This window comes from Comamonas sp., from assembly GCF_036666375.1.
Classification (GTDB): Bacteria; Pseudomonadota; Gammaproteobacteria; order Burkholderiales; family Burkholderiaceae_C; genus Comamonas.
The window spans coordinates 1-26132 of the sequence record NZ_JAVWWA010000077.1; the positions used below are offsets into that span (position 1 = coordinate 1).

Annotated in this window: 23 protein-coding genes; 14 read left to right on the plus strand and 9 right to left on the minus strand. The window is 65.4% G+C overall.

Features of this window, described 5'->3' with window-relative positions; all coding sequences use genetic code 11:
* A partial coding sequence (locus RR928_RS17205) for a DHCW motif cupin fold protein (RefSeq protein WP_332683469.1) occupies nt 1-296 on the minus strand: 296 nt, incomplete at its 3' end.
* A 450-nt stretch (nt 297-746) separates the two neighbouring features.
* Here RR928_RS17205 and lldP point away from each other — a divergent pair.
* From lldP to lldD, 3 genes are read left to right on the plus strand one after another with little or no spacing between them, the layout of a single operon-like run.
* On the plus strand, nt 747-2417 hold the full coding sequence (lldP, locus tag RR928_RS17210) for an L-lactate permease (RefSeq protein ID WP_332540292.1): 1671 nt from the start codon (nt 747-749) through the stop codon (nt 2415-2417).
* A gap of 18 nt (nt 2418-2435) precedes the next feature.
* Nucleotides 2436-3194: a transcriptional regulator LldR gene (gene lldR / locus RR928_RS17215; protein ID WP_332540291.1), complete on the plus strand. Its 759-nt coding sequence runs from the start codon at nt 2436-2438 to the stop codon at nt 3192-3194.
* A gap of 55 nt (nt 3195-3249) precedes the next feature.
* Nucleotides 3250-4398 carry an FMN-dependent L-lactate dehydrogenase LldD gene (gene lldD, locus RR928_RS17220; protein WP_332683472.1) on the plus strand — a complete coding sequence of 383 codons (1149 nt, stop codon included), beginning with the start codon at nt 3250-3252 and terminating at the stop codon, nt 4396-4398.
* A gap of 141 nt (nt 4399-4539) precedes the next feature.
* Here lldD and gyrB read toward each other — a convergent pair whose 3' ends face one another.
* The 3 genes from gyrB to dnaA form a co-directional block, all read right to left on the minus strand.
* The gene (gene gyrB / locus RR928_RS17225; RefSeq protein ID WP_332683487.1) at nt 4540-7107 is read right to left on the minus strand and encodes a DNA topoisomerase (ATP-hydrolyzing) subunit B; all 2568 of its coding nucleotides are present in this window, start codon (nt 7105-7107) and stop codon (nt 4540-4542) included.
* A gap of 168 nt (nt 7108-7275) precedes the next feature.
* Complete coding sequence (gene dnaN / locus RR928_RS17230; RefSeq protein ID WP_332539963.1) at nt 7276-8394, minus strand: DNA polymerase III subunit beta; 1119 nt, start codon at nt 8392-8394, stop codon at nt 7276-7278.
* 134 nt (nt 8395-8528) lie between these two features.
* Entirely contained in the window at nt 8529-9932 is a 1404-nt protein-coding gene (dnaA, locus tag RR928_RS17235; protein WP_332539965.1) for a chromosomal replication initiator protein DnaA, read from the minus strand.
* 295 nt (nt 9933-10227) lie between these two features.
* Here dnaA and rpmH point away from each other — a divergent pair, with 295 nt between their 5' ends.
* The 5 genes from rpmH (at nt 10228) to mnmE (ending at nt 14574) form a co-directional block, all read left to right on the plus strand.
* Nucleotides 10228-10362 carry a 50S ribosomal protein L34 gene (rpmH, locus tag RR928_RS17240; RefSeq protein WP_012207856.1) on the plus strand — a complete coding sequence of 45 codons (135 nt, stop codon included), beginning with the start codon at nt 10228-10230 and terminating at the stop codon, nt 10360-10362.
* A 61-nt stretch (nt 10363-10423) separates the two neighbouring features.
* Nucleotides 10424-10948, plus strand: a complete 525-nt coding sequence (locus tag RR928_RS17245) for a ribonuclease P protein component (protein ID WP_332547551.1) — start codon at nt 10424-10426, stop codon at nt 10946-10948.
* Nucleotides 10945-11232: a membrane protein insertion efficiency factor YidD gene (yidD, locus tag RR928_RS17250; RefSeq protein ID WP_213293546.1), complete on the plus strand. Its 288-nt coding sequence runs from the start codon at nt 10945-10947 to the stop codon at nt 11230-11232. Before RR928_RS17245 ends, yidD begins: the two co-directional genes overlap by 4 nt.
* Nucleotides 11229-12917 carry a membrane protein insertase YidC gene (gene yidC, locus RR928_RS17255; RefSeq protein WP_332683478.1) on the plus strand — a complete coding sequence of 563 codons (1689 nt, stop codon included), beginning with the start codon at nt 11229-11231 and terminating at the stop codon, nt 12915-12917. The genes yidD and yidC overlap by 4 nt, the downstream gene beginning before the upstream one ends.
* 247 nt (nt 12918-13164) lie before the next feature.
* Nucleotides 13165-14574, plus strand: coding sequence for a tRNA uridine-5-carboxymethylaminomethyl(34) synthesis GTPase MnmE (mnmE, locus tag RR928_RS17260; protein ID WP_332547550.1), 1410 nt, complete (start codon nt 13165-13167; stop codon nt 14572-14574).
* A gap of 9 nt (nt 14575-14583) precedes the next feature.
* On the opposite strand, the gene RR928_RS17265 is transcribed toward mnmE, so the two are convergent.
* The 4 genes from RR928_RS17265 to RR928_RS17280 form a co-directional block, all read right to left on the minus strand.
* Entirely contained in the window at nt 14584-15750 is a 1167-nt protein-coding gene (locus RR928_RS17265; protein ID WP_332539815.1) for a mandelate racemase/muconate lactonizing enzyme family protein, read from the minus strand.
* Nucleotides 15751-15772: 22 nt separating this feature from the next.
* Complete coding sequence (locus tag RR928_RS17270; RefSeq protein ID WP_332539813.1) at nt 15773-16474, minus strand: SDR family NAD(P)-dependent oxidoreductase; 702 nt, start codon at nt 16472-16474, stop codon at nt 15773-15775.
* The gene (locus tag RR928_RS17275) at nt 16464-17429 is read right to left on the minus strand and encodes a Bug family tripartite tricarboxylate transporter substrate binding protein (RefSeq protein ID WP_332539812.1); all 966 of its coding nucleotides are present in this window, start codon (nt 17427-17429) and stop codon (nt 16464-16466) included. Before RR928_RS17275 ends, RR928_RS17270 begins: the two co-directional genes overlap by 11 nt.
* 77 nt (nt 17430-17506) lie before the next feature.
* The gene (locus tag RR928_RS17280; protein WP_332539811.1) at nt 17507-18445 is read right to left on the minus strand and encodes a dihydrodipicolinate synthase family protein; all 939 of its coding nucleotides are present in this window, start codon (nt 18443-18445) and stop codon (nt 17507-17509) included.
* Nucleotides 18446-18567: 122 nt separating this feature from the next.
* Here RR928_RS17280 and RR928_RS17285 point away from each other — a divergent pair, with 122 nt between their 5' ends.
* A complete protein-coding gene (locus RR928_RS17285) occupies nt 18568-19521 on the plus strand; it encodes a LysR family transcriptional regulator (RefSeq protein WP_332539810.1) in 954 nt (317 codons plus the stop codon).
* 7 nt (nt 19522-19528) lie between these two features.
* Nucleotides 19529-20767, plus strand: a complete 1239-nt coding sequence (locus RR928_RS17290) for an MFS transporter (RefSeq protein ID WP_332547548.1) — start codon at nt 19529-19531, stop codon at nt 20765-20767.
* Between the two features lie 21 nt (nt 20768-20788).
* Here RR928_RS17290 and RR928_RS17295 read toward each other — a convergent pair whose 3' ends face one another.
* Entirely contained in the window at nt 20789-21721 is a 933-nt protein-coding gene (locus RR928_RS17295; RefSeq protein WP_332539807.1) for a LysR family transcriptional regulator, read from the minus strand.
* A gap of 107 nt (nt 21722-21828) precedes the next feature.
* Here RR928_RS17295 and RR928_RS17300 point away from each other — a divergent pair, with 107 nt between their 5' ends.
* Genes RR928_RS17300 through RR928_RS17315 form a run of 4 tightly spaced genes read left to right on the plus strand, consistent with a single transcriptional unit; the run spans nt 21829 to nt 26018 of the window.
* On the plus strand, nt 21829-22806 hold the full coding sequence (locus RR928_RS17300) for a Bug family tripartite tricarboxylate transporter substrate binding protein (protein ID WP_332539806.1): 978 nt from the start codon (nt 21829-21831) through the stop codon (nt 22804-22806).
* 3 nt (nt 22807-22809) lie between these two features.
* Nucleotides 22810-23859 carry a 4-hydroxythreonine-4-phosphate dehydrogenase PdxA gene (locus RR928_RS17305; protein ID WP_332683484.1) on the plus strand — a complete coding sequence of 350 codons (1050 nt, stop codon included), beginning with the start codon at nt 22810-22812 and terminating at the stop codon, nt 23857-23859.
* 46 nt (nt 23860-23905) lie between these two features.
* Nucleotides 23906-25078: an L-rhamnonate dehydratase gene (locus RR928_RS17310; RefSeq protein ID WP_332539803.1), complete on the plus strand. Its 1173-nt coding sequence runs from the start codon at nt 23906-23908 to the stop codon at nt 25076-25078.
* A 10-nt stretch (nt 25079-25088) separates the two neighbouring features.
* On the plus strand, nt 25089-26018 hold the full coding sequence (locus RR928_RS17315; RefSeq protein ID WP_332539802.1) for a dihydrodipicolinate synthase family protein: 930 nt from the start codon (nt 25089-25091) through the stop codon (nt 26016-26018).
* Nucleotides 26019-26132 lie beyond the last annotated feature (114 nt).

Consider the following 26132-nt stretch of genomic DNA (forward strand, 5'->3'; position numbering starts at 1 on the left):
GAGCGCGAACGATGCGGCTCGGCGTTGTCCGCCACCTGGTAGCTCATGCCGGCCTTGAGCGTGAACTTGCGGCCGTCCTCGAGCTCCGTCTCCATCTCGCCTTCGAGGCACAGCAGCACATGGCCCTTGCTGCACCAGTGATCCGACACATATCCCGCCGTGTACTCGACCATGCGCACGCGAATGCCACCGAAGTTCTGCGTCTGCCAGAACGCCTGGCCCGCTTCGGCCGAGTGCTCGGTGCGAGGGATTGCGGACCAGTCAGTGGTGCCGAAGGGGATGTTTTCCATTTTCATGAGGGGTCCTTGTTGATGCAGGCCATGAGGCGCTGAGAGCTTTGCCGTGGGCCTGAGGCGGGTGCGTCGCAAAGTGTAGATCGCGCCACGGCCGCAGCTCCCGGTGATGGAAGGTGGTCCTCGGCGGCGGGCTAATTTCCTACAGGGAGGGGACGAAAGTACTGGTTAATTGGTAGTACCAATTTGAGTAAATTGCGCATTTACAACGCAGATAGGTATTTTCCCTATGTGTAAATGCTGCAAAAAACTCAAAGATCGCACACCTTGCGGCGTTTTCTGGTTCTCTGATTATTTTGGTATGACCAATTTCAGTTTTCTGGATTTGCGCCACTGAGAAAACTACACAGCGCCTTCTGTTCAGCCAGACAAGTCCGGCTCGAGACCTGGCGTTGACGCAAGAAGTAAACGAGGGGCGCTCTGCGCCCTTTCAATAAACCTAGAGACTTCGTCATGCAAACCATCTGGCAACAGAATTACGACCCTGTCGGGAACATCTGGATTTCGGCGCTGGTTGCGCTGATTCCCATCATCTTTTTCTTTCTCGCGCTGACCAAGTTCAGGCTCAAGGGCTACCAGGCCGGCACCGGAACCGTGGTGCTGGCCATGGGCGTGGCACTGCTGTTCTACAAGATGCCTGTCAGCGCCGCGCTGGCTTCGGCGGTCTATGGCTTCTTCTATGGTCTGTGGCCCATTGCCTGGATCATCGTGGCGGCGGTGTTCCTCTACAAGATCTCGGTCAAGACCGGGCAGTTCGACGTCATCCGCTCCTCCATCCTGGCGGTCACTCCCGACCAGCGGCTGCAGCTGATCCTCGTGGGCTTTTGCTTTGGCGCGTTTCTCGAAGGCGCTGCCGGCTTTGGCGCGCCCGTGGCGATCACGGCCGCGCTGCTGGTGGGCATGGGCTTCAAGCCGCTGTACGCGGCCGGGCTGTGCCTGATCGCCAACACCGCGCCCGTGGCCTTCGGCGCCATGGGCATTCCCATCATCGTCGCCGGGCAGGTCTCGGGCGTGGACACGTTCGCGATCAGCCAGATGGCCGGCCGCCAGCTGCCGTTCATGACCGTGATCGTGCTGTTCTGGCTGATGGCCATCATGGATGGCTGGCGCGGCGTCAAGGAAACCTGGCCCGCGGTGCTGGTCGGCGGCGGCACGTTCGCGGTGGTGCAGTTCCTCACGGCAAACTACATCGGCCCCGAACTGCCCGACATCACTTCGGCCATCGTCTCGCTGGTGGTGCTGACGGCCTTTCTCAAGGTCTGGCAGCCCAAGCGCATCTTCCGTTTTGCGCCCGAAGAGGGCAGTGCCGCCGTACCCGCGCCTGCAGTAAAGGGTGCTTCGTTGACCGCGGGCGCCATCGTCAAGGCCTGGTCGCCGTTCCTGATTCTCACGCTCATGGTGACGGTCTGGAGCATCAAGCCCTTCAAGGCGCTGTTCGCCACCGGCGGCGCGCTGGCTTCTTCGGTGATCAACATTCCCGTGCCTTTCCTGCACAACCTGGTCGAGAAGACGCCACCCGTCGTTGCGGCCGCCGCGCCCTATGGCGCGACCTACACTTTCAACTGGCTGCTGGCCACGGGCACGGCCATCCTGATCGCGGCGCTGATCAACATCGCGTTCACGCGCCTGTCGCCGGTCAAGGCCGTGGCCACGCTGGGTGAAACGCTCAAGGAACTCGCTGTGCCGATCTACTCGATCGGCATGGTGCTGGCCTTCGCGTTCATCGCCAACTATTCGGGCCTGTCCGCGACGCTGGCGCTGGCGCTGGCGCACACGGGCAAGGCGTTCACGTTCTTCTCGCCTTTCCTGGGCTGGATAGGCGTGTTCCTCACGGGCTCGGACACTTCTGCCAATGCGCTGTTCGCCGCGCTGCAGGCCACGACCGCGCAGCAACTGGGTCTGCCACCGGTGCTGACCGTGGCGGCCAACACCACGGGCGGCGTGACCGGCAAGATGATCTCTCCGCAGTCGATCGCCATTGCCTGCGCCGCAGTGGGGCTGGCCGGACGCGAGTCCGACCTGTTCCGCTTCACGGTCAAGCACAGCCTGATTTTCGCGACGCTCATCGGAGTGATCACCACGCTGCAAGCCTATGTGTTTACGTGGATGATTCCGGGTCACTGAAAAACCGAAACGTCCCCCATGCGCCTTGCAGATCATGTCGTCGAGAAATTGCTTGCCCTGGTGCAGGCCCGCGGAATACAGCCCGGCCAGCGGCTGCCCGCGGAGCGGCAACTGGCCACCGAACTGGGCGTATCGCGCACCTCGGTGCGCGAGGCGATACAGAAGCTGATCAGCCAGGGCGTGCTCGCCACGCGGCGCGGCGCCGGCACCTATGTGCAATCCAGCGCGCCCGCCGAGTGGCTGCAGGACGCCATGGGTCCGCTGGTGCGGCTGATCAACGATGACCAGCATTACCGCTACGACGTGCTCGAGACGCGCCACGCGCTGGAGTCCAGCACCGCCTGGCTGGCCGCGCAGCGCGCCACGGCCGAGGACAAGGCACATATCAAGCGCTGCTTCGACGTGATGGTCCAGCACCAGCAGGACGGCCATTCCGAACTCGCGGCGCGCGCCGACGCGCAATTCCATCTGGCCATCGCCGAGGCCTCGCACAACCTGGTGCTGGTGCAGGTGATGCAGAGCCTGTTCAAAGTCGTGCTGTCCACGGTGGCGCACAACCGCCACGTCATGTTCCGGCTCAGCGCGCCGCGCACCGTGCAGGAGCTGACCCTGCAGCACCAGAGCCTGATGCAGGCCATCCTTGACGGCGACCCGCAACGCGCGCGTGAATGCATAGGCGAACACCTGGAGCATGTGCGCGTGAGCCTGCAGCAGCTCGACGAAGACCAGGCCAGGCTGGAGCGCTCCATGCGACTGCCGCCCTCGGATCTGGCATGAGGCTGCCGGTTTCATGTGCAGCGCCATGAACCACTGACATGAAAGTTCCTAGACCATGATCATCTCTTCGACTGCCGACTATCGCGCGGCCGCGCAAAAGCGCCTGCCGCCTTTTCTCTTCCACTACATCGACGGCGGCGCCTATGCCGAGCAGACGCTGCGCCGCAATGTCGACGACCTGGCCGCCGTGGCCCTGCGCCAGCGCGTGCTCAAGGACATGAGCCGGCTCGACACCAGCATCGAGCTGTTCGGCGAGAAGCTGTCGATTCCCGTCGCGCTGTCGCCCGTGGGGCTCACGGGCATGTACCGCCGCCGCGGCGAAGTGCAGGCTGCGCGCGCGGCGGACGCGCATGGCATTCCGTTCACCATGTCGACGGTCTCGGTCTGCCCGATCGAAGAAGTGGCGCCCGAGATCAAGCGCCCGATGTGGTTCCAGCTCTATGTGCTCAAGGACCGCGGCTTCATGCGCAACGCGCTCGAGCGCGCCCAGGCCGCGGGTTGCACCACCCTGGTCTTCACCGTCGACATGCCCGTGCCCGGCGCGCGCTACCGCGACGCGCATTCGGGCATGAGCGGCCCGAACGCCGCGCTGCGCCGCTACTGGCAGTCGGTGCTGCACCCCCGCTGGGCGCTGGACGTGGGCCTGCAGGGCCGGCCGCACGATCTGGGCAACATTTCTGCGTATCGCGGCAGCCCCACCGGACTGCAGGACTACATGGGCTGGCTGGGCGCCAATTTCGACGCCTCCATTTCGTGGAAAGACCTCGAATGGATTCGCGCGTTCTGGAAGGGCCCGATGGTCATCAAGGGCATCCTCGATCCCGAAGACGCCAAGGACGCGGTGCGCTTCGGCGCCGATGGCATCGTTGTCTCCAACCACGGCGGCCGGCAACTTGACGGCGTGCTGTCCTCGGCCCGCGCCCTGCCGGCCATCGCCGACGCGGTCAAGGGCCAGATCAAGATCCTGGCCGACTCCGGCATTCGCAACGGCCTGGACGTGGTCCGCACCATTGCCCTGGGCGCCGACGCCGCAATGATTGGCCGCGCCTACATCTACGCCCTGGCCGCGGCCGGCGAGGCGGGCGTCAAGCATCTGCTGGAACTGCTGGAAAAGGAAATGCGCGTGGCGATGACGTTGACCAGTGTGAGCAAGATCAGCGACATCAGCGGCGATCTGCTGGTGCGGGAGGCGAAGGCCGGCTAGCCTACGTTCTCGCGCACCCAATGAAAACAGCCGCAGAAGCGGCTGTTTTCATTGGGTGAGTGCCCCGGGCAACGCAGCGGTGGGCTGGGGGAGGCGATGGGGTTTATCCCCTGCCTTTTGCCCCAGCCTATTACTGCTGCATCACACGTCAATATTCCCCGCCCGCAACGCATTGTTCTCAATGAAGTGGCGACGCGGTTCGACCTCGTCGCCCATCAGCATGGTGAACACGCGGTCGGCCTCGATGGCGTCATTGACCTGCACCTGCAGCAAGCTGCGGACATTCGGGTCCATGGTGGTTTCCCACAGCTGGGCCGGGTTCATTTCGCCCAGGCCCTTGTAGCGCTGGCGGCTGGTCGTGCGTTCGGCTTCCGACAGCAGCCATTGCATGGCCTGGCGGAAGTCGCCCACTTTTTCCGACTTGGCTTTTTCGCCTTCGCCGCGCAGCGCCTTGGCGCCTTCGGACAGCAGGCCGTTGAAGTGCTGGGCTTCGTCCGAGAGGGCGGCGTAGTCGCTGCTGCGCACGAAGTCCTGGGTCAGGATGGAGCTCTTGATGTTGCCGTGGTGGTGGCGGCTGATGCGCAGCACCGGGTTGTCGGTCTGCGGGTCGATCTCGCCGGTCACTTCGGCGGGCACGCCGGTCATGGTGAGTTCGCGCAGCTTGGCTTCCAGGATGGGAGCGCAGGCCTGGGCTTCTTCCAGGGTGTCGAGCTTGATCTGCACGCCGTCGGCGATGGCGCGCAGGGCTTCGGCGTCCATGAAGTTCGACAGGCGCTCGATCACCGTTTCGGCGGCCAGGTGCATGTAGGCCAGCTTGGCGAGTTCCTCGCCTTCGAGCGTGCGCGGTGTCTCGCCGCCGGTGGTGACGCTGGCGTTGTTCAGCGCGATGCGCAGCAGGTAGCTGTTGAGCGCCGGGCCGTCCTTCAGATACAGCTCTTCCTTGCCGCTCTTGACCTTGTACAGCGGCGGCTGGGCAATGTAGATGTGGCCGGCTTCAACCAGCTCGGGCATCTGGCGGTAGAAGAAGGTCAGCAGCAGCGTGCGGATGTGGGCGCCGTCAACGTCGGCGTCGGTCATGATGATGATGCGGTGGTAGCGCAGCTTGGCGGGATCGAAATCATCGCTGCTGCTCTTGCCCGACTCGGCGCTGGCCTTGCCGATGCCGGTGCCCAGGGCCGTGATCAGCGTGATGATTTCCTGGCTCGCGAGCAGCTTCTCGTAGCGCGCCTTCTCGACGTTCAGGATCTTGCCGCGCAGCGGCAGGATGGCCTGGAATTTACGGTCGCGGCCCTGCTTGGCGGAGCCGCCGGCGGAGTCGCCCTCGACAATGTAGATTTCGCACAGCGCCGGGTCTTTTTCCTGGCAGTCGGCGAGCTTGCCGGGCAGGCCCATGCCGTCAAGCACGCCCTTGCGGCGCGTCATTTCACGCGCCTTGCGCGCGGCTTCACGCGCGCGCGCGGCTTCGATGATCTTGCCGCAGAGGATCTTGGCGTCTATCGGGCGCTCCTGCAGGTAGTCGGACAGCGTCTTGGCAACGATGTCTTCCACCGGGGCGCGCACTTCGCTGGACACCAGCTTGTCCTTGGTCTGGCTCGAGAACTTGGGCTCGGGCACCTTGACGCTGAGCACGCAGCACAGGCCTTCGCGCATGTCGTCGCCCGTGACTTCGACCTTGGCCTTCTTGGCCAGCTCGTTCTGCTCGATGTACTTGCCGATGACGCGCGTCATCGCGGCGCGCAGGCCGGTCAGGTGGGTGCCGCCGTCACGCTGGGGAATGTTGTTGGTGAAGCACAGCACCTGCTCGCTGTAGCCGTCGTTCCACTGCATGGCGACTTCGACGCCGATCTCGGTGCCGGGAATGCCGCCGTAGGATTCGGCCGGGCGCGTGCCCGTGGCATAAAACGGCGTGGGGTGCAGCACCTTCTTGGTGGCGTTGATGAAGCCGACAAAGCCGCGCACGCCGCCGGCGCCCGAGAAGTCGTCTTCCTTGCCCGAGCGTTCGTCCTTGAGGCGGATGCGCACGCCGTTGTTCAGGAAGGACAGCTCGCGCAGGCGCTTGGCCAGGATGTCGTAGTGGAACTCGTGGTTCTGCGTGAAGATCTCGACGTCGGGCAGGAAGTGGACCTTGGTGCCGCGCTTGTCGGTGTCGCCGATGACGCGCATGGGCGAGACTTCGACGCCGTTGACTTCCTCGATCAGACGGTTTTGCACAAAGCCGCGCGCGAAGTCGATCTCATAGGCCTTGCCTTCGCGGCGCACGGTGAGCTTGAGCCAGATGGACAGCGCGTTGACGCAGGACACGCCCACGCCGTGCAGGCCGCCCGAGACCTTGTAGCTGTTCTGGTTGAACTTGCCGCCGGCATGCAGTTCGGTCAGCGCGATTTCGGCGGCCGAGCGCTTGGGCTCGTGCTTGTCGTCCATCTTCACGCCGGTGGGAATGCCGCGGCCGTTGTCGATCACCGACAGCGAGTTGTCGGCGTGGATGGTGACCAGAATGTCGTCGCAATGGCCGGCCAGGGCTTCGTCGATGGAGTTATCCACAACCTCGAACACCAGATGGTGCAGGCCCGTGCCGTCGGAGGTGTCGCCGATGTACATGCCCGGGCGCTTGCGCACGGCTTCCAGGCCTTCGAGGATCTGGATCGCGCCTTCGCCGTAGCCTTCGCTGGCGCCGGCCTGCTGGGCGTCGATCTTGTGGGTCGGCTCCATCGAGTCGCCTTGGGGTTCGGGCAGCGTTGTGTCAGCGGTCATTGGGGGAGCCTTGCGATCCGGAGGAAACGAGGTTTCCAAAATATTCAGTGGGGTAGTTAAAGGCGGCAAGGGCTGTGGATAACAGGCCTGTGCCGCGATTGATCACGATTGCGTGGGGCAGATGGCTCAAATGCGCATCGGCATGACGACGTACTTGAAGAACTCGTTCTCGGGGATGGTCAGCAGCGCGGAGCTGTTGCCGTCGGCGAGGTCGATCTTCACCATGTCCTGGGCCATGTTGGTCAGCGCGTCGATCAGGTAGGTCACGTTGAAGCCGATTTCAATCGTGTCGCCGCCGTAGTCGATGTCGAGCTCGTCCACGGCCTCTTCCTGCTCGGCGTTGTTCGACGCCACGCGCAGCGTGCCGGGTTCGAGCGTGAGGCGCACGCCCTTGAACTTGTCGCTGGTCATGATGGCCGTGCGCTGCAGGCTGGCCAGCAGCGGCGCGCGCCCCAGGGTCACGCTGTTGCTGTGGTTCTTGGGAATCACGCGGTTGTAATCGGGGAACTTGCCTTCGACCAGCTTGGTCACGAACTCCATGCCGCCAAACGTGAACTTCGCCTGGTTGTTGGCGAACTGCATCTCGATGTGGGGCTGGTTGTCGCCGCCCACGTCGGACAGCAGGCGCTGCAGCTCGAGCACGGTCTTGCGCGGCAGGATCACTTCCTGCTTGGGCACTTCGACGTCCAGCGTGGCGCTGGAGAACGCCAGGCGGTGGCCGTCGGTGGCCACCAGGCTCAGCGTCTTGCCTTCGGCGACAAACAGGATGCCGTTGAGGTAGTAGCGGATGTCCTGCACGGCCATCGCGAACGAGACCTGGCCCAGCAGGTCCTTGAGCACCTTCTGCGGCACGCTGAACGACGGGCCGAAAGCCGCGGCTTCCTGCACCAGCGGGAAGTCTTCGGCGGGCAGGGTCTGCAGCGTGAAGCGGCTCTTGCCGCCCTTGAGAATGATCTTGTTCTGGCTGGTTTCCAGCGCCACGGTCTGGTCGCCGGGCATGGTCTTGAGAATGTCGATCAGCTTGCGCGCGCCCACGGTGGTCGTGAAGTCGCCGGTGTCGCCGCCGAGTTCGGCGGTGGTGCGGATCTGGATCTCGAGATCGCTGGTGGTCAGTTGCAGGGCATTGCCGGTCTTGCGGATCAGCACATTGGCCAGGATGGGCAGTGTGTGACGGCGTTCGACGATGCCGGACACCGACTGCAGAACTGCGAGAACCTTGTCTTGTGTTGCCTTCAGGACGATCATGTCAACCTTTAGTAAATTGGGGGTACGGTCGCTGCTACTGTGCGATTCAAGGGGTTGGGCCCTCGCGCCACCCCACCGCATATTTTGCCTTGTCGCGTGGCATTTCTGGGCGTGGAAAGCGCGGGCGTTGTGCCCTAGCCCTTGAGCGTCTGCTCCAGCACGTGCAGCTGTTGGTTGAGTTCCGTGAGCTGCTGGCGTTCGGCGGCAATCTTGCGCACCGCATGCAGCACCGTGGTGTGGTCACGGCCGCCAAACAGCTCGCCGATTTCGGGCAGGCTCTTTTGCGTCAGCTCCTTGGCCAGGTACATCGCAATCTGGCGCGGCCGCGCAATGCTGGCCGGGCGCTTCTTGCTGTACATGTCGGCGACCTTGATCTTGTAGTAGTCGGCGACCGTCTTCTGGATATTTTCCACCGAAATCTGGCGGTTCTGTATCGAAAGCAGGTCGCGCAATGCTTCGCGCGCGAGCTGGATCGAGACTTCCTTCTGATTGAAGCGCGAATACGCAAGGATCTTGCGCAGCGCGCCTTCGAGCTCGCGCACGTTGGAGCGCACGTTCTTGGCGACGAAGAAGGCGACTTCCTCGGGCATGTCGGCGCTTTCGGCGCGCGCCTTGTTGATCAGGATCGCGACGCGCATCTCGAGCTCGGGCGGCTCTATCGCCACCGTGAGGCCCGAATCGAAGCGCGACACCAGGCGCTCGTGGATGTTGGCCAGGCCCTTGGGATAGGTGTCGCTGGTCATCACGATGTGGCTCTTCTTGGCCAGCAGCGCTTCGAACGCATTGAAGAACTCTTCCTGCGTGCGGTCCTTGTTGGCGAAGAACTGCACGTCGTCAATCAGCAACAGATCGAGCGAGTGGTAGCGTTCCTTGAACTCGTCAAAGGTGCGCCGCTGATAGGCCTTGACCACATCCGACACGAATTGTTCGGCATGGATGTAGAGAACTTTGCTGTCGGGCTTGTCGGCAAGCAGCTGGTTGCCCACAGCGTGCATCAAATGGGTCTTGCCCAGGCCCACGCCGCCGTAGATGAACAGCGGGTTGTACAGATGACCGGGCGAGCCCGCAACGTGCATTGCCGCCGAGCGCGCCATGCGGTTGGCCGTGCCTTCGACCAGCGTGTCGAAGGTCAGGGCGGCGTTCAGGCGGGTGCGGAACACGGGCGCCGCAGGCTCTTCCTGCACGGCGCTGGTCGTGATCTGGTGGGTTTCCTGCTGACCGCCGCGCTCGGCAGAAAACGGGCGCACGTAAGTGCGCGTCACCGATTCACGGTGAGCGAGTGCTAACTCCAGGGTGACGGGCTGGCCATACAGGGCTTCGAGCATTGCCGAGATGCGCCCGGCATATTGCGCACGTATCCAGTCGAGCTTGAAGCGGTTGGCCACGTGTACCGTGACCTTTGAAAAGTCTTCCGCCACCGTGGCGGTCAGCGGCTTGATCCAGGTGTTGAACTGCTGTTCGGGCAGATCCTGCCCCAGCTGCTCCACGCAGACCTGCCACAGGCCTTGGCCAGCGTCGTTGTTAGGTTCCTCGGTCATCGTCAGTGTCTTGTTGTGGATAGAGGAACAGTTGCGGGGCACCGATTGTAGCTTTTCAAGGACTTATCCACAAAATATTCGGTGGTTGTCCTCAACTCTTGCTGAAACAAAAGGCCAACCTCCTTTGTGAAAGGGCATTGCAACATGCAAGGAATGTGGAGATAATCGCGGGTTTCCCTGAATGTGTTCAGGGTGATATGGCCCGGCCGGCTGTTTTTTGCGGTTGGCGGGTGTTGCCGGAAGGCGGCTTTTTGCCGGCCCGGTGCGAATCTGAACCTCCTCAAGGAACAACACCATGAAACGTACTTACCAACCCTCCAAGACACGTCGCGCCCGTACCCACGGCTTCCTCGTTCGCATGAAGACCAAGGGCGGCCGTGCCGTCATCAACGCACGTCGCGCCAAGGGCCGCAAGCGTCTGGCCGTCTAAGGTCATTCTTGGCGCCTGCCCATCGGTTCACCCCTTGGGCTCCTCCTCGGAGGTGCCACGTATGCAACGGCTGAAAACGCGTCCGCAGTTTCAAGCTGCGATGGCGGGGGGCATTGTCTCCCGTACTCCGCACTTCGCCTTGCACCGCCTGGTACTCGACGAGGATGTGCCTTTGACGCCTCCTTCAGGGCCCGGCGGCTTGCCTTCTGTGCAAGCCCCGCAGGCCCTGTTTGGCGTGGCGCAAGCCGAGCCGGTTTCCTGGCTCGGGGCCATGGCGCCCAAGCGCTGGGCCAAACGCGCGGTCACGCGCCACGCGATCCAGCGCCAGGTCTATGTGCTTGGCGATGAATATGCGCCGCAGCTGGCCTGCGCCGCCTATGTGGTGCGTCTGCGCGCCACTTTTGATCGCAAGCAGTTCGTCAGCGCGATATCCGAGCCGCTGAAGCAGGCGATTCGCGCCGAGCTGCACCAGCTTTTCACCTATGCCGTGCGGCGACAGTCCGCGCCGGCAGGGGCGCGGTCGGCTGCGCCACCACCCACAGCGACGACTGCGGCCAAGCCCGCAGCCGAGAAGGCTGCGCCATGATGCGCGGGCTGCTCATGGGACTGGTGCGGCTGTACCGCCTGACCTTGAGCCCGTGGATAGGCTCGGCCTGTCGTTTCGAGCCCACTTGTTCCGCCTATGCGCTCGATGCCCTCGGGCAGCATGGCGCGGCCGCGGGCAGCTATTTGACCCTGCGCCGGCTGGCGCGCTGCCATCCATGGTGTGATGGCGGTCATGATCCGGTTCCATCGCAAACGCCCCGGCTGTTTGCCTGCTGCCAGCCTTCTTCTTCGACCACCCAACCTTCCTCAAAGAAGTCTTCATGAACGACATTCGCCGCACCATCCTGTGGGTGATATTTGCCTTTTCCATGGTCTTGCTATGGGACAAGTGGCAAGTTCACAACGGCAAAAAGGCCACTTTCTTCCCCGCGCCCGTGACCGTTCCGGTCGCCGCGCCTGCCGCCCCCGTGAGCCCGGGTGCCTCGACGGTGCCTTCGTCCACGCCGGTCGCCACAGACAGCAGCCAGGTTCCTGGCGGCGCGCCCGCAGCAGCGCCTGCCGCGGCCCGCGAGAACGTCCAGGTCACGACCGATGTGCTCGCGCTGACGTTCGACACCCAGGGTGGCACGCTCAAGCACGCTGAAATGCGCAAGTACGCGGACATGGCCGACAAGACCAAGTCCTTCGTGCTGTTCGACGAAAGCGCAAACCGCGTCTACATGGCCGAGTCCGGCCTGATCGGCGGCAGCTTCCCCAACCACAAGACGCCGATGCAGCTGGTGGCCGGTCCCACCACCTTGCAGGACGGCCAGGACGAACTGCAGATCCGTTTCGAGTCGGCTGATGTGGGCGGCGTGAAGCTGGTCAAGACCTATACGCTCAAGCGCGGCGCCTACGACATCGGCGTGCGCCATGAAGTGGTCAACGCCAGCGGCGCCGCGGTCAACCCGCAGCTGTATGTGCAGCTGGTGCGTGACGGCAATGCGCCTCCCGGCGAGTCGAGCATGTACTCGACCTTCACCGGCCCGGCCGTCTACACCGAAGCCAAGAAGTACCAGAAGGTCGAGTTCAAGGACATCGAAAAGGGCAAGGCCGACTGGGAGAAGACCGCGACCAATGGCTATGTGGCCATGGTCCAGCATTACTTCGCCAGCGCCTGGCTGCTTGCCGACGGCATCCAGCGCGACATCTTCGCGCGCAAGGTCAGCGACAACCTGTATGCCGTGGGCATGATCACGCCCCTGGGCACGGTCGAACCCGGCCAGAGCAAGAGTGTCGAGGCCAAGCTGTTCGCCGGCCCGCAACTCGAGAAGACGCTCGAAGCCCTGGCCCCCGGCCTGGAACTGGTCAAGGACTATGGCTGGCTGACCATCATGGCCAAGCCGCTGTACTGGCTGCTGGACCAGATCCACAGCCTGCTGGGCAACTGGGGCTGGTCGATTGTCGGCCTGGTGCTGGTGCTGAAGATCCTGTTCTACTGGTTGAACGCCAAGGCCTACGCCAGCATGGCGAAGATGAAGGCCATCAACCCCAAGATCATGGAGATGCGCGAGCGCCTCAAGGACAAGCCGCAGCAGATGCAGCAGGAGATGATGCGCATCTACCGCGAGGAGAAGGTCAACCCCATGGGTGGTTGCTTCCCTATCATCATTCAGATGCCTGTTTTCATGGCTTTGTACTGGGTGTTGCAATCCAGCGTTGAAATTCGCAACGCACCGTGGATTGGCTGGATTCACGACTTGTCGATGCCTGACCCGTTCTTCATTCTGCCGCTGCTGATGATGCTGTCCTCGCTGCTGCAGACCGCGCTGAACCCCGCGCCTCCAGACCCCATGCAGGCCAAGATGATGTGGATCATGCCGCTGATGTTCAGCGTGATGTTCTTCTTCTTCCCCGCCGGTCTGGTGATGTACTGGCTGACGAACAACATTCTGTCGATTGCCCAGCAATGGCTGATCAACACCCGCATGGGCGTGCCTCCGCAGTTCAACCTGCCGAAGTTCAAGTAAGCACCCCCTGAGCCGCCCAGGCTCCTGACCGCCACGGCCGCTTTTGCGGCCGTGGTTGTTTGTGCACTGGTTATCCACAGGCTTCAGGTGCCGCTATCATTCCTGGCACTGGCGCTAACCGTTCGTGGTGAGCTTGTCGAACCATGAACGGCCTGTCCTCATCCCTGGAGCGCAGGCCGTTCATCCTTCGACAAGCTCAGGACGAACGGGGAGGGCGCTCCCTTTCCATTTTTAAAGACTCCTCGCCATGCTCCCCCGCCACGACCAACCCATTGCCGCCATTGCCACAGCCCCCGGTCGAGGTGCCGTGGGCATAGTGCGGGTTTCCGGCAAGGGCCTGGCGCCGCTGGTGCAGCGGCTGTGCGGACGCGAACTGAAAGCCCGCGAGGCCACCTACCTGCCGCTGCGCGACGCCAAGGGCCAGCCCATAGACCACGGCCTGGCGCTGTTCTTTCCCGGCCCGCACAGCTATACCGGCGAAGACGTGCTGGAACTGCAGGCCCATGGCGGCACCGTGGTGCTGCAGCTGCTGCTGGCGCGCTGCCTCGAAGCCGCGGCGCAAGCCGATGATGCCGGCCAGGCCTTGCTGCCCGGCCTGCGCCTGGCCCAGCCCGGCGAGTTCACGGAGCGCGCGTTTCTCAACGACAAGATCGATCTGGCCCAGGCCGAGGCGATTGCCGACCTGATAGACGCGAGCACCGAAGCCGCGGCGCGCAGCGCCAGCCGCTCGCTGTCGGGCGCGTTCTCGCAGGAGATCCACACGCTGCGCGACGCGCTGGTGCGCCTGCGCATGCTGGTCGAAGCCACGCTCGACTTCCCCGAAGAGGACATCGACTTCCTGCAGCAGGCCGATGCCAGCGGCCAGCTCGAGCGCCTGCAGCAGTCGCTGGCCGGCGTGCTGGCCCGCGCCCACCAGGGCGCGCTGCTGCGCGAAGGCATCAAGGTGGTGATTGCCGGCCAGCCCAATGCGGGCAAGAGCTCGCTGCTCAATGCGCTCGCGGGCGCGGAACTGGCCATCGTCACCGAGATCGCGGGCACCACACGCGACAAGGTGCAGCAGACGATACAGATCGAAGGCGTGCCGCTGCATGTGATCGACACCGCGGGCCTGCGCGACAGCGATGACACGGTCGAGCGCATAGGCATTTCACGCGCCTGGGACGAGATTGCCGCGGCCGACGCCGTGCTGTTCCTGCACGACCTCACGCGCCAGGACCAGGCCGACTACCGCGCGGGCGACGACGCCATTCGCGCGACGCTGGCCGAACGCCTGCCGGCCCAGGTGCCGGTGATCGATGTCTGGAACAAGACCGATTCGGCCAGCGCCGAGATGCTGGCCGCAGCCCAGGGCCTGCGTCTGTCGGCGCGCACCGGCGACGGCCTGGACGCGCTGCGCCGCCGGCTGCTCGAAGTCGCGGGCTGGCAGTCGGCGCCCGAAGGCCTGTACCTGGCGCGCGCGCGCCATGTCGAGGCGCTGCAGGCCGTGGGAGTGCATCTGGACCAGGCCATGGCCCAGCTGCGCGCCGCCGGCCCCCACCTCGACCTGCTGGCCGAGGAGCTGCGCCTGGGGCAGAACGCGCTCAATGCCATCACCGGGGAGTTCACGTCCGACGACTTGCTCGGCGTGATCTTCTCGAGCTTCTGCATAGGCAAGTAGGCGCCGGGCTCAGCGCGTCAGCGCCAGCATTTCCCGTATCAGATCCGACTTGCCTTCAAAGCCGATTCCCGGCAGCGCGGGCAGGGTCACATGGCCGTTGTCGACCTTGACGCCGTCCGGGAAGCCGCCATAGGGCTGGAACAGGTCCGGATAGCTTTCATTGCCGCCCAGGCCCAGGCCCGCGGCAATTGCCAGCGACATCTGGTGGCCGCCATGGGGAATGCAGCGGCTGGGCGACCAGCCGTGTTCCTTGAGCATGTCGAGCGTGCGCAGGTATTCGACCAGGCCGTAGCTCAGCGCGCAGTCGAACTGCAGGTAGTCGCGCTCGGGGTGCATGCCGCCATGGCGAATCAGGTTGCGCGCATCCTGCATGGAGAACAGGTTCTCGCCCGTGGCCATCGGGCCCTTGTAGACCTCGCCCAATTTGGCCTGCAGTTCATAGTCCAGCGGGTCGCCGGCTTCCTCGTACCAGAACAGCGGGTATTGCGCCAGCGCCTTGCCGTAATCGACGGCGGTCGGCAGATCGAAGCGGCCGTTGGCATCGACGGCCAGCTGCTGGCCCGGGCCCAGGATCTTGAGCACCGACTCTATGCGTTCGCAGTCTTCGGCAATGCTCGCGCCGCCTATCTTCATCTTCACCACCGAGTAGCCGCGCTCGAGATAGCTTTCCATTTCCTGCCTGAGCTTGTCCAGGCCCTTGCCGGGATAGTAGTAGCCGCCGGCCGCGTAGACAAACACGCGCGGATTGGCCTTGCCGTTGCCGTAGCGCTGGGCCAGCAACTCGAACAGCGGCTTGCCTTCGATCTTGGCGACCGCGTCCCAGATCGCCATGTCGATGGTGCCCACGGCCACCGAGCGCTCGCCGTGGCCGCCGGGCTTCTCGTTGGTCATCATGCACGCCCAGATCTTGTGCGGGTCGAGGTTCTCGCCGCCGGCGTCGACCAGCGTCGCGGGATCGGCTTCGAGCACGCGCGGAATGAAGCGCTCGCGCATCAGCGCGCCCTGGCCGTAGCGGCCGTTGGAGTTGAAGCCGTAGCCTATGACCGGCTTGCCGTCGCGGATCACATCGGTCACCACCGCCACGAGACTCAGCGTCATCTTGGAGAAGTCGATGTAGGCGTTGCGGATGTCCGATTTGATGGGACGCGTGGACTCGATGATGTTGACGATTTTCATTTGGCGTTTCTCGGTAGGGGGTCTATTGCGACAGCGAGGAGCCGCCGCAGATGTTCAGGTTCTGGCCGGTGATGGCCGCTGCCGCGGGCGACAGCAGGAAGCTCACCAGCGAAGCGATTTCGCGCGGCTCGACCAGGCGGCCCATGGGCGGCAGGCGCGGCGCGCTGCCGGCGCGCGCCGGGTCCTTGAGCATGGGCGTGGCCGTCGCTCCCGGCGAGACCACGTTGACGGTGACGCCGCGCGGCGCGACTTCGACGGCCCAACTGCGCGCCAGCGCGATCACGGCCGCCTTGGTCGCCGCGTACTGGCCGCGCCCGGGCAGGCCCTGGGCCACGCGGCTGCCGATGAAGACCACGCGGCCGAAGCCGCGTTCGGCCATGGCCGGCACCAGCGCGTCGGCCAGGCGCGTGCCGGCATCGACATGCAGCTGCCACATCAGCGCGCCCGCGGCCGCATCGAGCTGGCCCAGCGGCGCGACGCGCAGAACGCCGGCCGCATGCACCAGCGCATCAATGTTCTGGAGACCCGCGGCCAGCGCGTCGGTCTGCGCGCCATCGGCCAGATCGAGCGGCCGGTGCGTGAACGCGGCGTGCGTGATTGCCGGCGCCGCCAGATCGACGCCCGTGACGCGCCAGCCTGCGGCCAGCAGGTCCTCGGCAATCGCCTGGCCTATGCCGCCGCTGCTGCCGGTGACGACGGCGTGGCGTTGCGCCTCATTCGACACGGATGTTCCCCTCGGTGACGATCTTCTGCGAGCGTTCCATGTCCTGCTTCTGGAATTTGACGAAGTCCTCGGCCGTGCCGGTGGTGACCAGAATGCCCAGCTCCTTGAGCTTGTCCTTCATGTCGCCGGCCAGCGCCTTGTTGACTTCGGTGTTGAGCTTCCTGACGATGTCGGCCGGCAGCTTGGCCGGGCCCCAGAGGCCGTACCAGCTGTAGAACTCGTAGCCGGGAATGGTCTCGCCCACGGTGGGCACGTCGGGCAGGCTGGCGGCGCGCTCGGCGGACGTCACCGCGACCACGCGCAACATGCCGCTCTTGTGGTACTGCAGCGAGCCCAGGATGGGATCGATGAAGCCGTCGATCTGGCCGCCTATCAGGTCCTGGAACGCCGGCGCCGTGCCCTTGTAGGGAACGATCAGATAGTTGAGATTGCCGGCGCGCTTGAGCAGTTCGGTCGACAGATGGCCGGCCGAGCCTATCGAGCCCACGGCAAAGGTCATCTTGCCGGGATGGGTCTGCGCATACGCGATCAGCGACTTGATGTCGGTGATAGGCAGGTTCTTGTTCACGGCCACCGACAACGGCGCCTTGGCGACCAGCGCCACGGGAGCGAAGTCGCGGTTTACCACATAGGGCACGGACTTCATGGTCATGGGCGCGGTGGTGAACGTCGAGGCGTTGAACAGCAGCGTATAGCCGTCGGCCGGCGCCTTGGACACCACGTCGCCGCCGATCACGCCGTTGCCGCCGGGGCGGTTCTCGACGATGAACGACTGGCCGGTCTGTTCGCTGAGCTTTTGCGCGAGTTGGCGGCCGATCACGTCCAGCGTGCCTCCCGGTGGAAACGGGATCACGACCTTGACGGCCTTGGTGGGGTAGGCCTGGGCCGAGGCGATGCCGGCAATGGCCAGGGTGATCGCGCCTAGGGCGCACTGGATGAAGTTCTTGCGGTGCATGTCTTTGTCTCCTGTCGTTGTTCTTAGGAAGTCCATGGCCGTGGCGTCGCAATGCGCCACGGCAAGCGAAATCGCTTTCAGCGCTTGAGCAGCCCGGCCTGCTGCACGGCGGCGCGCAGGGCGGCGGTTTCCTTTTCATTGGGCGCTTCGGTGGGCGGGCGCACGGTGGCGGCGTCGATCACGCCGGCCAGGTACATGCCGCCCTTCATGCGCGCATGGGCCTCGCCCGTGGGCTCGCCGCCGCCGTAGACCGCGTCCTTGAGCGGGGTGATGATGGCCTGCACTTCCATTGCCTTCTTCAGGTCGCCGGCCTTGACGGCGTTCCACAGGTCGATGATCAGCTGGGGAATGAAGGTCGCAAAGCCGACCAGCGCGCCGTCCACGCCCTGGACCATGGAGGCCAGCAGGTATTCGTCGTGGCATGTCAATATGGCCTTGGTCGGATCGGCGGCGCGGATCGCCTGGATGTCGCGCGCATATTTGTTCATGTCGCGCTGGCCGACCTTGAACGCCTGCAGGTAGGGCAGCTTGGCGAGCTGGGCCAGCAGCTCGGACGAGTACGAGGCGCGGGTCCATGCGGGGTAGACATGGCACACCAGGTCCAGCTCGGGCGCGGCTTTGTGGATGGCTTCGAAGTACTGCAGCGCGTGGCCTGGCGTGAAGCCGAAGCGCAGCCAGTGGTGGGGCGGCATCACGTCAAGCGCCACGGCGCCCGCGGCCTGGGCGGCGCGCGCATGTTCGGCGGCTTCGGCCAGGCCTTCGCAGACGATGGACGAGATCACGGGCATGCGGCCCTTGAGTTCGTCGGCGACGATGCGCGTGACTTCGGCGCGTTCTGCCGGGGTCAGCGAGAACACTTCGCCGGTGTGGCCGTTGGTCATGATCGCCACCACGCCGTCGTGGCCGGCAAGCCAGGACGCGAGCTTGCGCAGCGCCGGTTCATCGATGCGGTGGTCGGGCGTGAAGGGGCAGGAAATGGCGGGAATGATCCCTTTGTAGTTGGCGATGGATGGCATGTATAGTCTCCTGGCGTTGGCTTTGTGGGTCTGCGGAGTGATCATTTCCCAGAGCGCAAAACGGCGCCAATACTAGAAACGCATACAACTATCCACTTCGTGGAAGACACCGGGCGCAGCGCATGGGACCAGGCAATCGCAACCTAGACTTCGAGTGGCTCGAAGACTTCATGGCCCTCGCCGAAAGCGGCAATTTCTCGCGCGCCGCCGAGGCCCGCGCCATTGCCCAGCCGGCGTTCAGCCGCCACATCCGCGGGCTGGAGGAATGGGTGGGCGTCGATCTGTTTGACCGCAGCGCGCACCCGGCCACGCTCACGGCCGCGGGCCAGCGTTTCCTGCCGCTGCTCGAAGGCGTGCTCGGCGACCTCGAGGCGGCGCGCATCAAGGCCAGGGCCGCGCATGACCAGGAGGAGTCGACGCTGCGCTTCGCGGCCACGCACTCGCTGTCGCTGACTTTCTTTCCGCGCTGGCTCACGGGCATAGAGTCGCGGCTGCACATAGGCGCGCTGCAGACCATGTCGGACAGCTCGCGCAGCTGCGAATTCCTGATGTTCCAGCGGCGCGTGCAGTTCGTTCTGTGCCATGGCCACAAGGACGTGCCGGGACGGCTCGACGAGCAGGAGTACCCGATGCTGCGGCTGGGCAGCGAAACGCTGCTGCCGGTGTCCGTGCCGCATCCCGACGGCACGCGCGGCAAGGCCTTGCACGCGATCGGCAATGCGCCGCCCGTGCCCATGCTGGCCTACGGCGAGGACTCGGGCCTGGGCCGCATCATGCGCGCCCAGCTGCGGCCCAACATGGCCAGGGCGGGGCGCAGGAACACGCAGGCCGAACTGCAGGAAGTCTTCACCGCCCACCACGCGGTGCTGCTCAAGACCATGGCGCTCGAGGGCCGCGGCATCGCCTGGCTGCCGCAGTCGCTGATCGAGGCCGAGCTGGCCAGCGGCGCGCTGGTGGGCGCGGGCGCCCAGGCGCTGAACATTCCGGTGGAAATACGCATGTACCGCCAGCGCGCGGTGATGTCGGACAAGGCCGAAGCGCTGTGGGCGCTGGCCCAGCAGCAGGCGCTGGACTGAACCGCAGATGCAAGCCCGTTCCACTTCCGCGGCGATTGCCGTCATCCTGGCCGGCGTCACCGCGGCGCTGCATATCGGCAAGATTCCGCCGGCAATCCCGGTGCTGCAGCAGGCGCTGGGCCTGACGCTGGTCGAGGCCGGCTTCCTGCTGTCCATGGTGCAGCTCGCGGGCATGCTGCTGGGCGTGCTGCTGGGCGTGGCGGTCGACGGCCTGGGGCTGCGCCGCAGCATGCTGATCGGCCAGCTCACGCTGTGCGCCGCAAGCCTGGCGGGCATCTGGGCGCGCGCGCCCGTCGATCTGCTGGTGCTGCGCGGCGTCGAGGGCCTGGGCTTTTTGCTGGTGGTGCTGGCCGCGCCCAGCCTGATACGCCAGCTGGTGCCGGCGCGCCAGCTGCCGTCGTTTCTCGGCCTGTGGGGCGCCTACATGCCGGCCGGCGCGGCGCTGGCGCTGCTGTGCGGGCCGTTGTTCATGGCGGCCTGGGGCTGGCAGGCCTGGTGGGGGCTGCTGGGCGCGCTGTCGGCGGCGATGGCGCTCTGGCTGCTGCTGGGCGTGCCGGATGCCGGGGCGGCCCATGCCGGGGCGGCCCCTGCTGGTGCCGTGTCTGCGGGACCGATGACGGCCGCCGCCCAGCCCTGGGCGCAGCGCCTGCGCCTGACGCTTGCCAGCCCCGGCCCCTGGCTGGTGGCGCTGGCGTTTGCCATGTATTCCAGCCAGTGGCTGGCCGTGGTCGGCTTCCTGCCGTCGGTCTATTCCCAGGCCGGCGTGAGCGCGGTTGCCGCGGGCGCGCTGACGGCGCTGGTCTGCGCGATGAACATCATCGGCAATGTCGCCGCCGGCCGGGTGCTGCTGCGCGGCCCGCATGCGCAGCGCCTGCTGTTCGCGGGCTTTGGCTGCATGGCGCTGATGGCCTTGCTGACCTTCAGCCCGCTGCTGGGCGAGGCGCCGCTGCTGCGCTATGCGGCGGTGCTGCTGTTTTCGGCCGCCGGCGGCATGGTGCCGGGCACGCTGTTCTCGCTGGTGGTGCGCCTGGCGCCCAACGCGCAGACGGTGTCGACCACCATGGGCTGGGTGCAGCAATGCTCGGCCACGGGCCAGTTCCTGGGCCCGCCGCTGGTCGCCTGGGTCGCGGCCCAGGCGGGCGGCTGGCAGCTGACCTGGGTGGTGACGGGCGCGGCCTCCTTGATCGGGCTATGGCTCGCGCTGCGGCTGGGCAAGCGCGACCGACCGCTGGCGCAGCAGGCGTGAGCGTCAGCGGCTGTGCGCTGGCTAGTCGCGGTGCAGCAGTTCCAGGAACAGCTCGGCGGGCCGGCTCAGCGGCCGGTCGCGGCGCACCAGGCTGCCATAGGACTCGAGCTTGTGGCGCAGCGTGTAGGGAACGATGCGCAGCATGCCGTAGGCGTCGTTGAGCGCGCCCACCGTTTGCGGAATCACGCCCAGCATGTCCGAGCTGCGCACCAGATTGATGGTGGTGAGAATCGAGCCGGTCTCTATCAGCCCGCGCGGCAGCGGCGTGCAATGCTCGCGAAACTCCTGCTCGATCAGCGCGCGCATCGGACTGCCCGGCGGCTGCAGCACCCAGCCGTAGTGCTGCAGGTCGGCGAAGCGGGCCTTGGGCAGGGCCAGCAGCGGGTGCTCGTTGCGCACGATGAAGGCCAGGCTTTCATCGTCTATCGGCCGGAAGATGCACTCGCCGGCCGAGGCCGCCGCCAGGCGCCCGACCACGACTTCCAGCACGCCTTCGTGCAGCTGTGCCTGCAGCCGGTCGCTGGTGTCGACCGCGACTTCGATTTCCAGCAGCGGCAGCTGCTGCTTGAGGTCGAGCAGGGCGCGCGTCAGGCGCCCGGGTGAGGCCGCCATGATGCTGCCCACGACCAGCCGGCCGGCGCTGCCCTGGCGCAGCTCGCCGAGTTCGCGGTTGAGCGCTTCCATGCTGCCGCGCATGGCGCGGAAATAGTCGAACACCCGGTCGCCCGCGGCATTGCGCCGCAATTGCCGGCCCACGCGCTCGAACAGCGGCTGGCCCAGCGCGTCCTCGAGCTCGTGCAGCATCTTGGTTGCCGCGGGCTGGCTCAGGCCCAGCTGCGTGGCCGCGGCGCGCAGTGTCTGGCGCTCCTCTATGGCCAGCATCAGCGCGATCTGGCGCATGCGCAGGCGGTTGAGCAGCTGCGGTGTGCTGTCGCGTTTGTCTATGGATCCCATGACTGCCTCCTGATTTCCTCAGGTTATCAATCTATCAAAAACATTGAATATACGGCTATCAATACCTTGCCTACGATGCAGCTACCACTATAAAAATGGAGACAAAGATGCAAAGACGTCATCTGCTGACCGCCGCCGCGCTCGGGGCCACATGTCTGCTGCCCGCGGCCGTCCAGGCGCAGGACCCGGCGAACTGGCCGACGCGGCCGGTGCGCATGCTCGTGGGCTCGGCGCCCGGCGGCGGCACGGACGCGATGGCACGCGCCGTTGCCGACCGGCTCGCGCCGCTGCTCAAGCAGCCGGTGCTGGTGGAAAACCGCCCCGGCGTCTCCAACACCATGGCCGTCGACGTGACCGCCAAGTCGACCGACGGCCACACCATGGTGATGGGCGTGGTCACGGCGCATGCGATCGCACCCCATCTGCTCAAGCTGGGCTACGACAACAACAAGGACCTGGTGCCCGTGGCCTTTGTCGGCTCGGTGCCCAATGTGCTGGTGGTGGGCAATTCGGTGCCGGCAAACAGCGTCGCTGAACTCGTGGCACTGGCCAAGAAGCAGCCCGGTCAGATCAACTTCGCCAGCAGCGGCACGGGCAGCACCCAGCATATCGCCGCCGAAGTGTTCAAGGACGCGGCCGGCATCGCGATCACCCATGTGCCCTACAAGGGCAGCGCGGGCGCGCTGGTCGACCTGGTCAGCGGCCAGGTGCAGATGAGCTTCGACACCATGCCTTCGGTGATAGGCCAGATCAAGGCCGGCAAGCTGCGCGCGCTGGCCGTGACCTCGCCCCAGCGCAACCCGCAGCTGCCCCAGGTGCCGACCATGGCCGAAGCCGGCCTGCCCAGCGTCGCGATCAGCGCCTGGTACGGCATCTACATGCCGGCCGCCACGCCCAAGGCCGTGCAGCAGAAGGTGCATGACGAAGTCAACAAGGTGATCGCCATGCCCGAGACCAAGAGCCGGCTGGAAGCCGTGGGCGCCGAACTGCGCCCCATGAGCCAGCCCGACTTCGGCGCCTTCCACCTCGCCGAATACCAGCGCTTTGGCGAGATCATCCGCAAGAACGACATCAAACTGGACTGAGCCATGTCTACCGCATCCCTTCCCGTCGTTGCCCTGACCCTGGGCGACCCCGCCGGCATAGGCGCCGAGCTGATCGCCCGGCTGCTGGCCAAACCCGAAGCCACGCAGCAGGCCAACCTGGTGCTGATAGGCGATCCCTGGCTCTGGGAGCAGGGCCAGCGCATCGCGGGCGTGCAGGTGGCGACGGCGCCGCTGGCCGGCCTGGCGCAGGTGCGCGCACGCGCCGATACGCGGCTGCCGGCCTTTGTCGCCGTCAACAGCATTGCGTCGGCCCATGTGCAGACCGGCCAGGTGGGCGCGGCGGGCGGGCGTTCGGTGCTGCAGGTGCTCGACCAGTGCATGGACGCGGCGCTGGCCGGCGCCATTGACGCCATCTGCTTTGCGCCGCTCAACAAGCAGGCCATGAAACTCGGCGGACTGCGCCACGAGGACGAACTGCACCACTTTGCCGAGTACCTGGGCGTGCAGGGCTACTTCTGCGAGTTCAACACGCTGGGCAATCTCTGGACTTCGCGCATCTCCTCGCATGTGCCGCTCAAGGACGTGGCCAGCTATCTGAGCGAGCAGCGCATTGCCCAGGCCGCCGAGCTGCTCTACAACGCGCTGCGCGCCAGCGGCATGGCCGCGCCCAAGGTGGCGATTGCCGGCTTCAACCCGCACAACGGCGACGGCGGCACCTGCGGGCGCGAGGAGATCGACATCATCGCCCCCGCGGTGCGCGCGCTGCAGGCACGCGACTGGCCCAGCGAGGCGCCGTTCCACGGCCCGTTCCCGGCCGACACCATCTTTCTCAAGGCCCAGGCGGGCGAGTACCAGGCCATCGTCACCATGTACCACGACCAGGGCCAGATCGCGATCAAGCTGCTGGGCTTCTCGCGCGGCGTGACGGTGCAGGGCGGCCTGCCGATTCCCATCACCACGCCCGCGCACGGCACGGCCTACGACATCGCGGGCCAGGGATGCGCCAGCGTCGAGGCCACCTGGCAGGCCTTGCTGATTGCCAGCCGCATGGGTGCGGCGCGCATGGCAACGCGGGCAGCGGTCAGCGCCTGATTCCTCGGGCTGCGGCCCGTTTCATTTCATTTTTCAAGAGGTCTTTATGAAGATCAAGTCCGTACGCGCCCGGGTTTTCCAATGGAAGGGCAAGACCGTTCCGCCGCAAGGCAACTTCTGCTCCAACGCCATGGACCTGGTGTACTCCAACACCGAGAGCATGAGCACCTTCCGCTTCCATTCGTGGACCGTGGTCGAGATCGAGACCGATGACGGCATTGTCGGCATAGGCAACGTGGCGCTGGCGCCGGCAATTGCCAAGGCCATCATCGACCAGTACCTCACGCCCCTGGTCGTGGGCCAGGACCCCTGGGACTACGAGTACCTGTGGCAGCGCATGTACCGCGCCACGCACGCCTGGGGCCGCAAGGGCGTGACCATGGCCGCGATCTCGGCCGTCGATCTCGCGATCTGGGACATCCTGGGCAAGAGCGTGGGCAAGCCGGTGTTCAAGCTGCTGGGCGGGCGCACCAAGGAAAGGATTCCCTGCTACTACTCCAAGCTGTACCGCGGCGACCTCAAGGAAATGCAGGACGAGGCGCAGAAGTTCATGGACCAGGGCTTCACCGCGTTCAAGATGCGCTTTGGCTACGGCCCGGCCCACCTGCAGCATGGCGTCAAGGAAAACCTCAAGTCGGTCGAAGCGATACGTGAAGTGATCGGCTACGACAACGATCTGATGCTCGAGTGCTACATGGGCTGGAACCTCGAATACGCCAAGCGCATGCTGCCCAAGCTCGCGAAATACGAGCCGCGCTGGCTGGAGGAGCCGGTGATTGCCGACGACATCGACGGCTACGCCGAACTCAACGCGATGAACATCATTCCTATCTCGGGCGGCGAGCATGAGTTCAGCCTCTACGGCTTCAAGCAGCTGCTCGACAGGAAGGCCGTGAGCGTGGTGCAGTACGACACCAACCGCGTGGGCGGCATCACGGCGGCGCACAAGATCAACGCGCTGTGCGAAGCCTATTCCGTGCCGGTGATTCCGCATGCCGGCCAGATGCACAACTACCACCTGACGATGAGCACGCTGGCCTCGCCCATGGCCGAGTACTTCCCGATCTTCGACGTCGAGGTCGGCAACGAGCTGTTCTGGTACATCTTCGACGGCGAGCCGATTGCCGACAACGGCTTCCTGCAGCTGCGCGACGACGTCCCCGGCCTGGGCCTGACGCTCAAGACCGAATACCTCGACCAGTTCGACATCATCGAATAAGGAGCCCGCCATGCCCGGACTTTCCAATCCCCGCTATCGCGGCATCTTCCCGGTCGTGCCCACGACCTTCCACGAGGACGGCACGCTTGACCTCGCAAGCCAGAAGCGCTGCATCGACTTCATGATCGACTCGGGCGTCGACGGCCTGTGCATCCTGGCCAACTTCTCCGAGCAGTTCCTGCTGGGCGACGACGAGCGCGAAACGCTCACCCGGCTGGCGCTCGAACATGTGGCCGGCCGCGTGCCGGTGATCGTCACCACCACCCACACCAGCACCGCGATCTGCGCGGCGCGCAGCCGGCGCGCCCAGGACATGGGCGCGGCGATGGTGATGGTCATGCCGCCGTACCACGGCGCGACCTTCCGCTTCAGCGACGCGCAGATCCAGCGCTTCTACGCGGGCGTGTCCGATGCCATCGACATTCCCATCATGGTCCAGGACGCACCCGCGGCGGGCACGGCGCTGCCACCGGCGTTGCTCGCGCGCATGGCGCAGGAGATCGAGCAGGTGCGCTACTTCAAGATGGAGACCGCGGGCGCGGCCGGCAAATTGCGCGAGCTGATCGCGCTGGGCGGCGAAGCCATCGAAGGGCCGTGGGACGGCGAGGAGGCGATCACGCTGCTGGCCGACCTCGAAGCCGGCGCGACCGGCTCGATGACCGGCGGCGGTTTCGCCGACGGCATACGTCCCATCATCGAAGCCTTCCGCAACGGCGACAAGGACCAGGCGTTCAATGAGTACCAGCGCTGGCTGCCGCTGATCAACCACGAGAACCGCCAGGCGGGCTTTCTGGCCGCGAAGGCGCTGATGCAGGCCGGCGGCGTGATTGCCTGCGACGCGCCGCGCCACCCCTGGCCCGCAATGCACCCCGAAGTGCGCCGCCAGCTGCTCGACATCGCGCGCCGGCTCGATCCGCTGGTGCTGCGCTGGGGGAAATAAGGCGAGGCGATTTTTCGAGGGCAGGCCGTTCCCCTTTAGACGCGGCCGGCGAGGCAGGCTCAGGGCGAACGGTAAAACCGTTCGTGGTGAGCCTGTCGAACCATGAACGGCCTG

What these genes read in the sequence shown, in the direction of transcription:
- lldP (WP_332540292.1), top strand. Translation starts at nt 747, where the DNA reads ATGCAAACCATCTGGCAACAGAATTACGACCCTGTCGGGAACATCTGG.
- lldR (WP_332540291.1), top strand. Translation starts at nt 2,436, where the DNA reads ATGCGCCTTGCAGATCATGTCGTCGAGAAATTGCTTGCCCTGGTGCAG.
- lldD (WP_332683472.1), top strand. Translation starts at nt 3,250, where the DNA reads ATGATCATCTCTTCGACTGCCGACTATCGCGCGGCCGCGCAAAAGCGC.
- gyrB (WP_332683487.1), bottom strand. Translation starts at nt 7,107, where the DNA reads ATGGAGCCGACCCACAAGATCGACGCCCAGCAGGCCGGCGCCAGCGAA.
- dnaN (WP_332539963.1), bottom strand. Translation starts at nt 8,394, where the DNA reads ATGATCGTCCTGAAGGCAACACAAGACAAGGTTCTCGCAGTTCTGCAG.
- dnaA (WP_332539965.1), bottom strand. Translation starts at nt 9,932, where the DNA reads ATGACCGAGGAACCTAACAACGACGCTGGCCAAGGCCTGTGGCAGGTC.
- rpmH (WP_012207856.1), top strand. Translation starts at nt 10,228, where the DNA reads ATGAAACGTACTTACCAACCCTCCAAGACACGTCGCGCCCGTACCCAC.
- RR928_RS17245 (WP_332547551.1), top strand. Translation starts at nt 10,424, where the DNA reads ATGCAACGGCTGAAAACGCGTCCGCAGTTTCAAGCTGCGATGGCGGGG.
- yidD (WP_213293546.1), top strand. Translation starts at nt 10,945, where the DNA reads ATGATGCGCGGGCTGCTCATGGGACTGGTGCGGCTGTACCGCCTGACC.
- yidC (WP_332683478.1), top strand. Translation starts at nt 11,229, where the DNA reads ATGAACGACATTCGCCGCACCATCCTGTGGGTGATATTTGCCTTTTCC.
- mnmE (WP_332547550.1), top strand. Translation starts at nt 13,165, where the DNA reads ATGCTCCCCCGCCACGACCAACCCATTGCCGCCATTGCCACAGCCCCC.
- RR928_RS17265 (WP_332539815.1), bottom strand. Translation starts at nt 15,750, where the DNA reads ATGAAAATCGTCAACATCATCGAGTCCACGCGTCCCATCAAATCGGAC.
- RR928_RS17275 (WP_332539812.1), bottom strand. Translation starts at nt 17,429, where the DNA reads ATGCACCGCAAGAACTTCATCCAGTGCGCCCTAGGCGCGATCACCCTG.
- RR928_RS17280 (WP_332539811.1), bottom strand. Translation starts at nt 18,445, where the DNA reads ATGCCATCCATCGCCAACTACAAAGGGATCATTCCCGCCATTTCCTGC.
- RR928_RS17285 (WP_332539810.1), top strand. Translation starts at nt 18,568, where the DNA reads ATGGGACCAGGCAATCGCAACCTAGACTTCGAGTGGCTCGAAGACTTC.
- RR928_RS17290 (WP_332547548.1), top strand. Translation starts at nt 19,529, where the DNA reads ATGCAAGCCCGTTCCACTTCCGCGGCGATTGCCGTCATCCTGGCCGGC.
- RR928_RS17295 (WP_332539807.1), bottom strand. Translation starts at nt 21,721, where the DNA reads ATGGGATCCATAGACAAACGCGACAGCACACCGCAGCTGCTCAACCGC.
- RR928_RS17300 (WP_332539806.1), top strand. Translation starts at nt 21,829, where the DNA reads ATGCAAAGACGTCATCTGCTGACCGCCGCCGCGCTCGGGGCCACATGT.
- RR928_RS17305 (WP_332683484.1), top strand. Translation starts at nt 22,810, where the DNA reads ATGTCTACCGCATCCCTTCCCGTCGTTGCCCTGACCCTGGGCGACCCC.
- RR928_RS17310 (WP_332539803.1), top strand. Translation starts at nt 23,906, where the DNA reads ATGAAGATCAAGTCCGTACGCGCCCGGGTTTTCCAATGGAAGGGCAAG.
- RR928_RS17315 (WP_332539802.1), top strand. Translation starts at nt 25,089, where the DNA reads ATGCCCGGACTTTCCAATCCCCGCTATCGCGGCATCTTCCCGGTCGTG.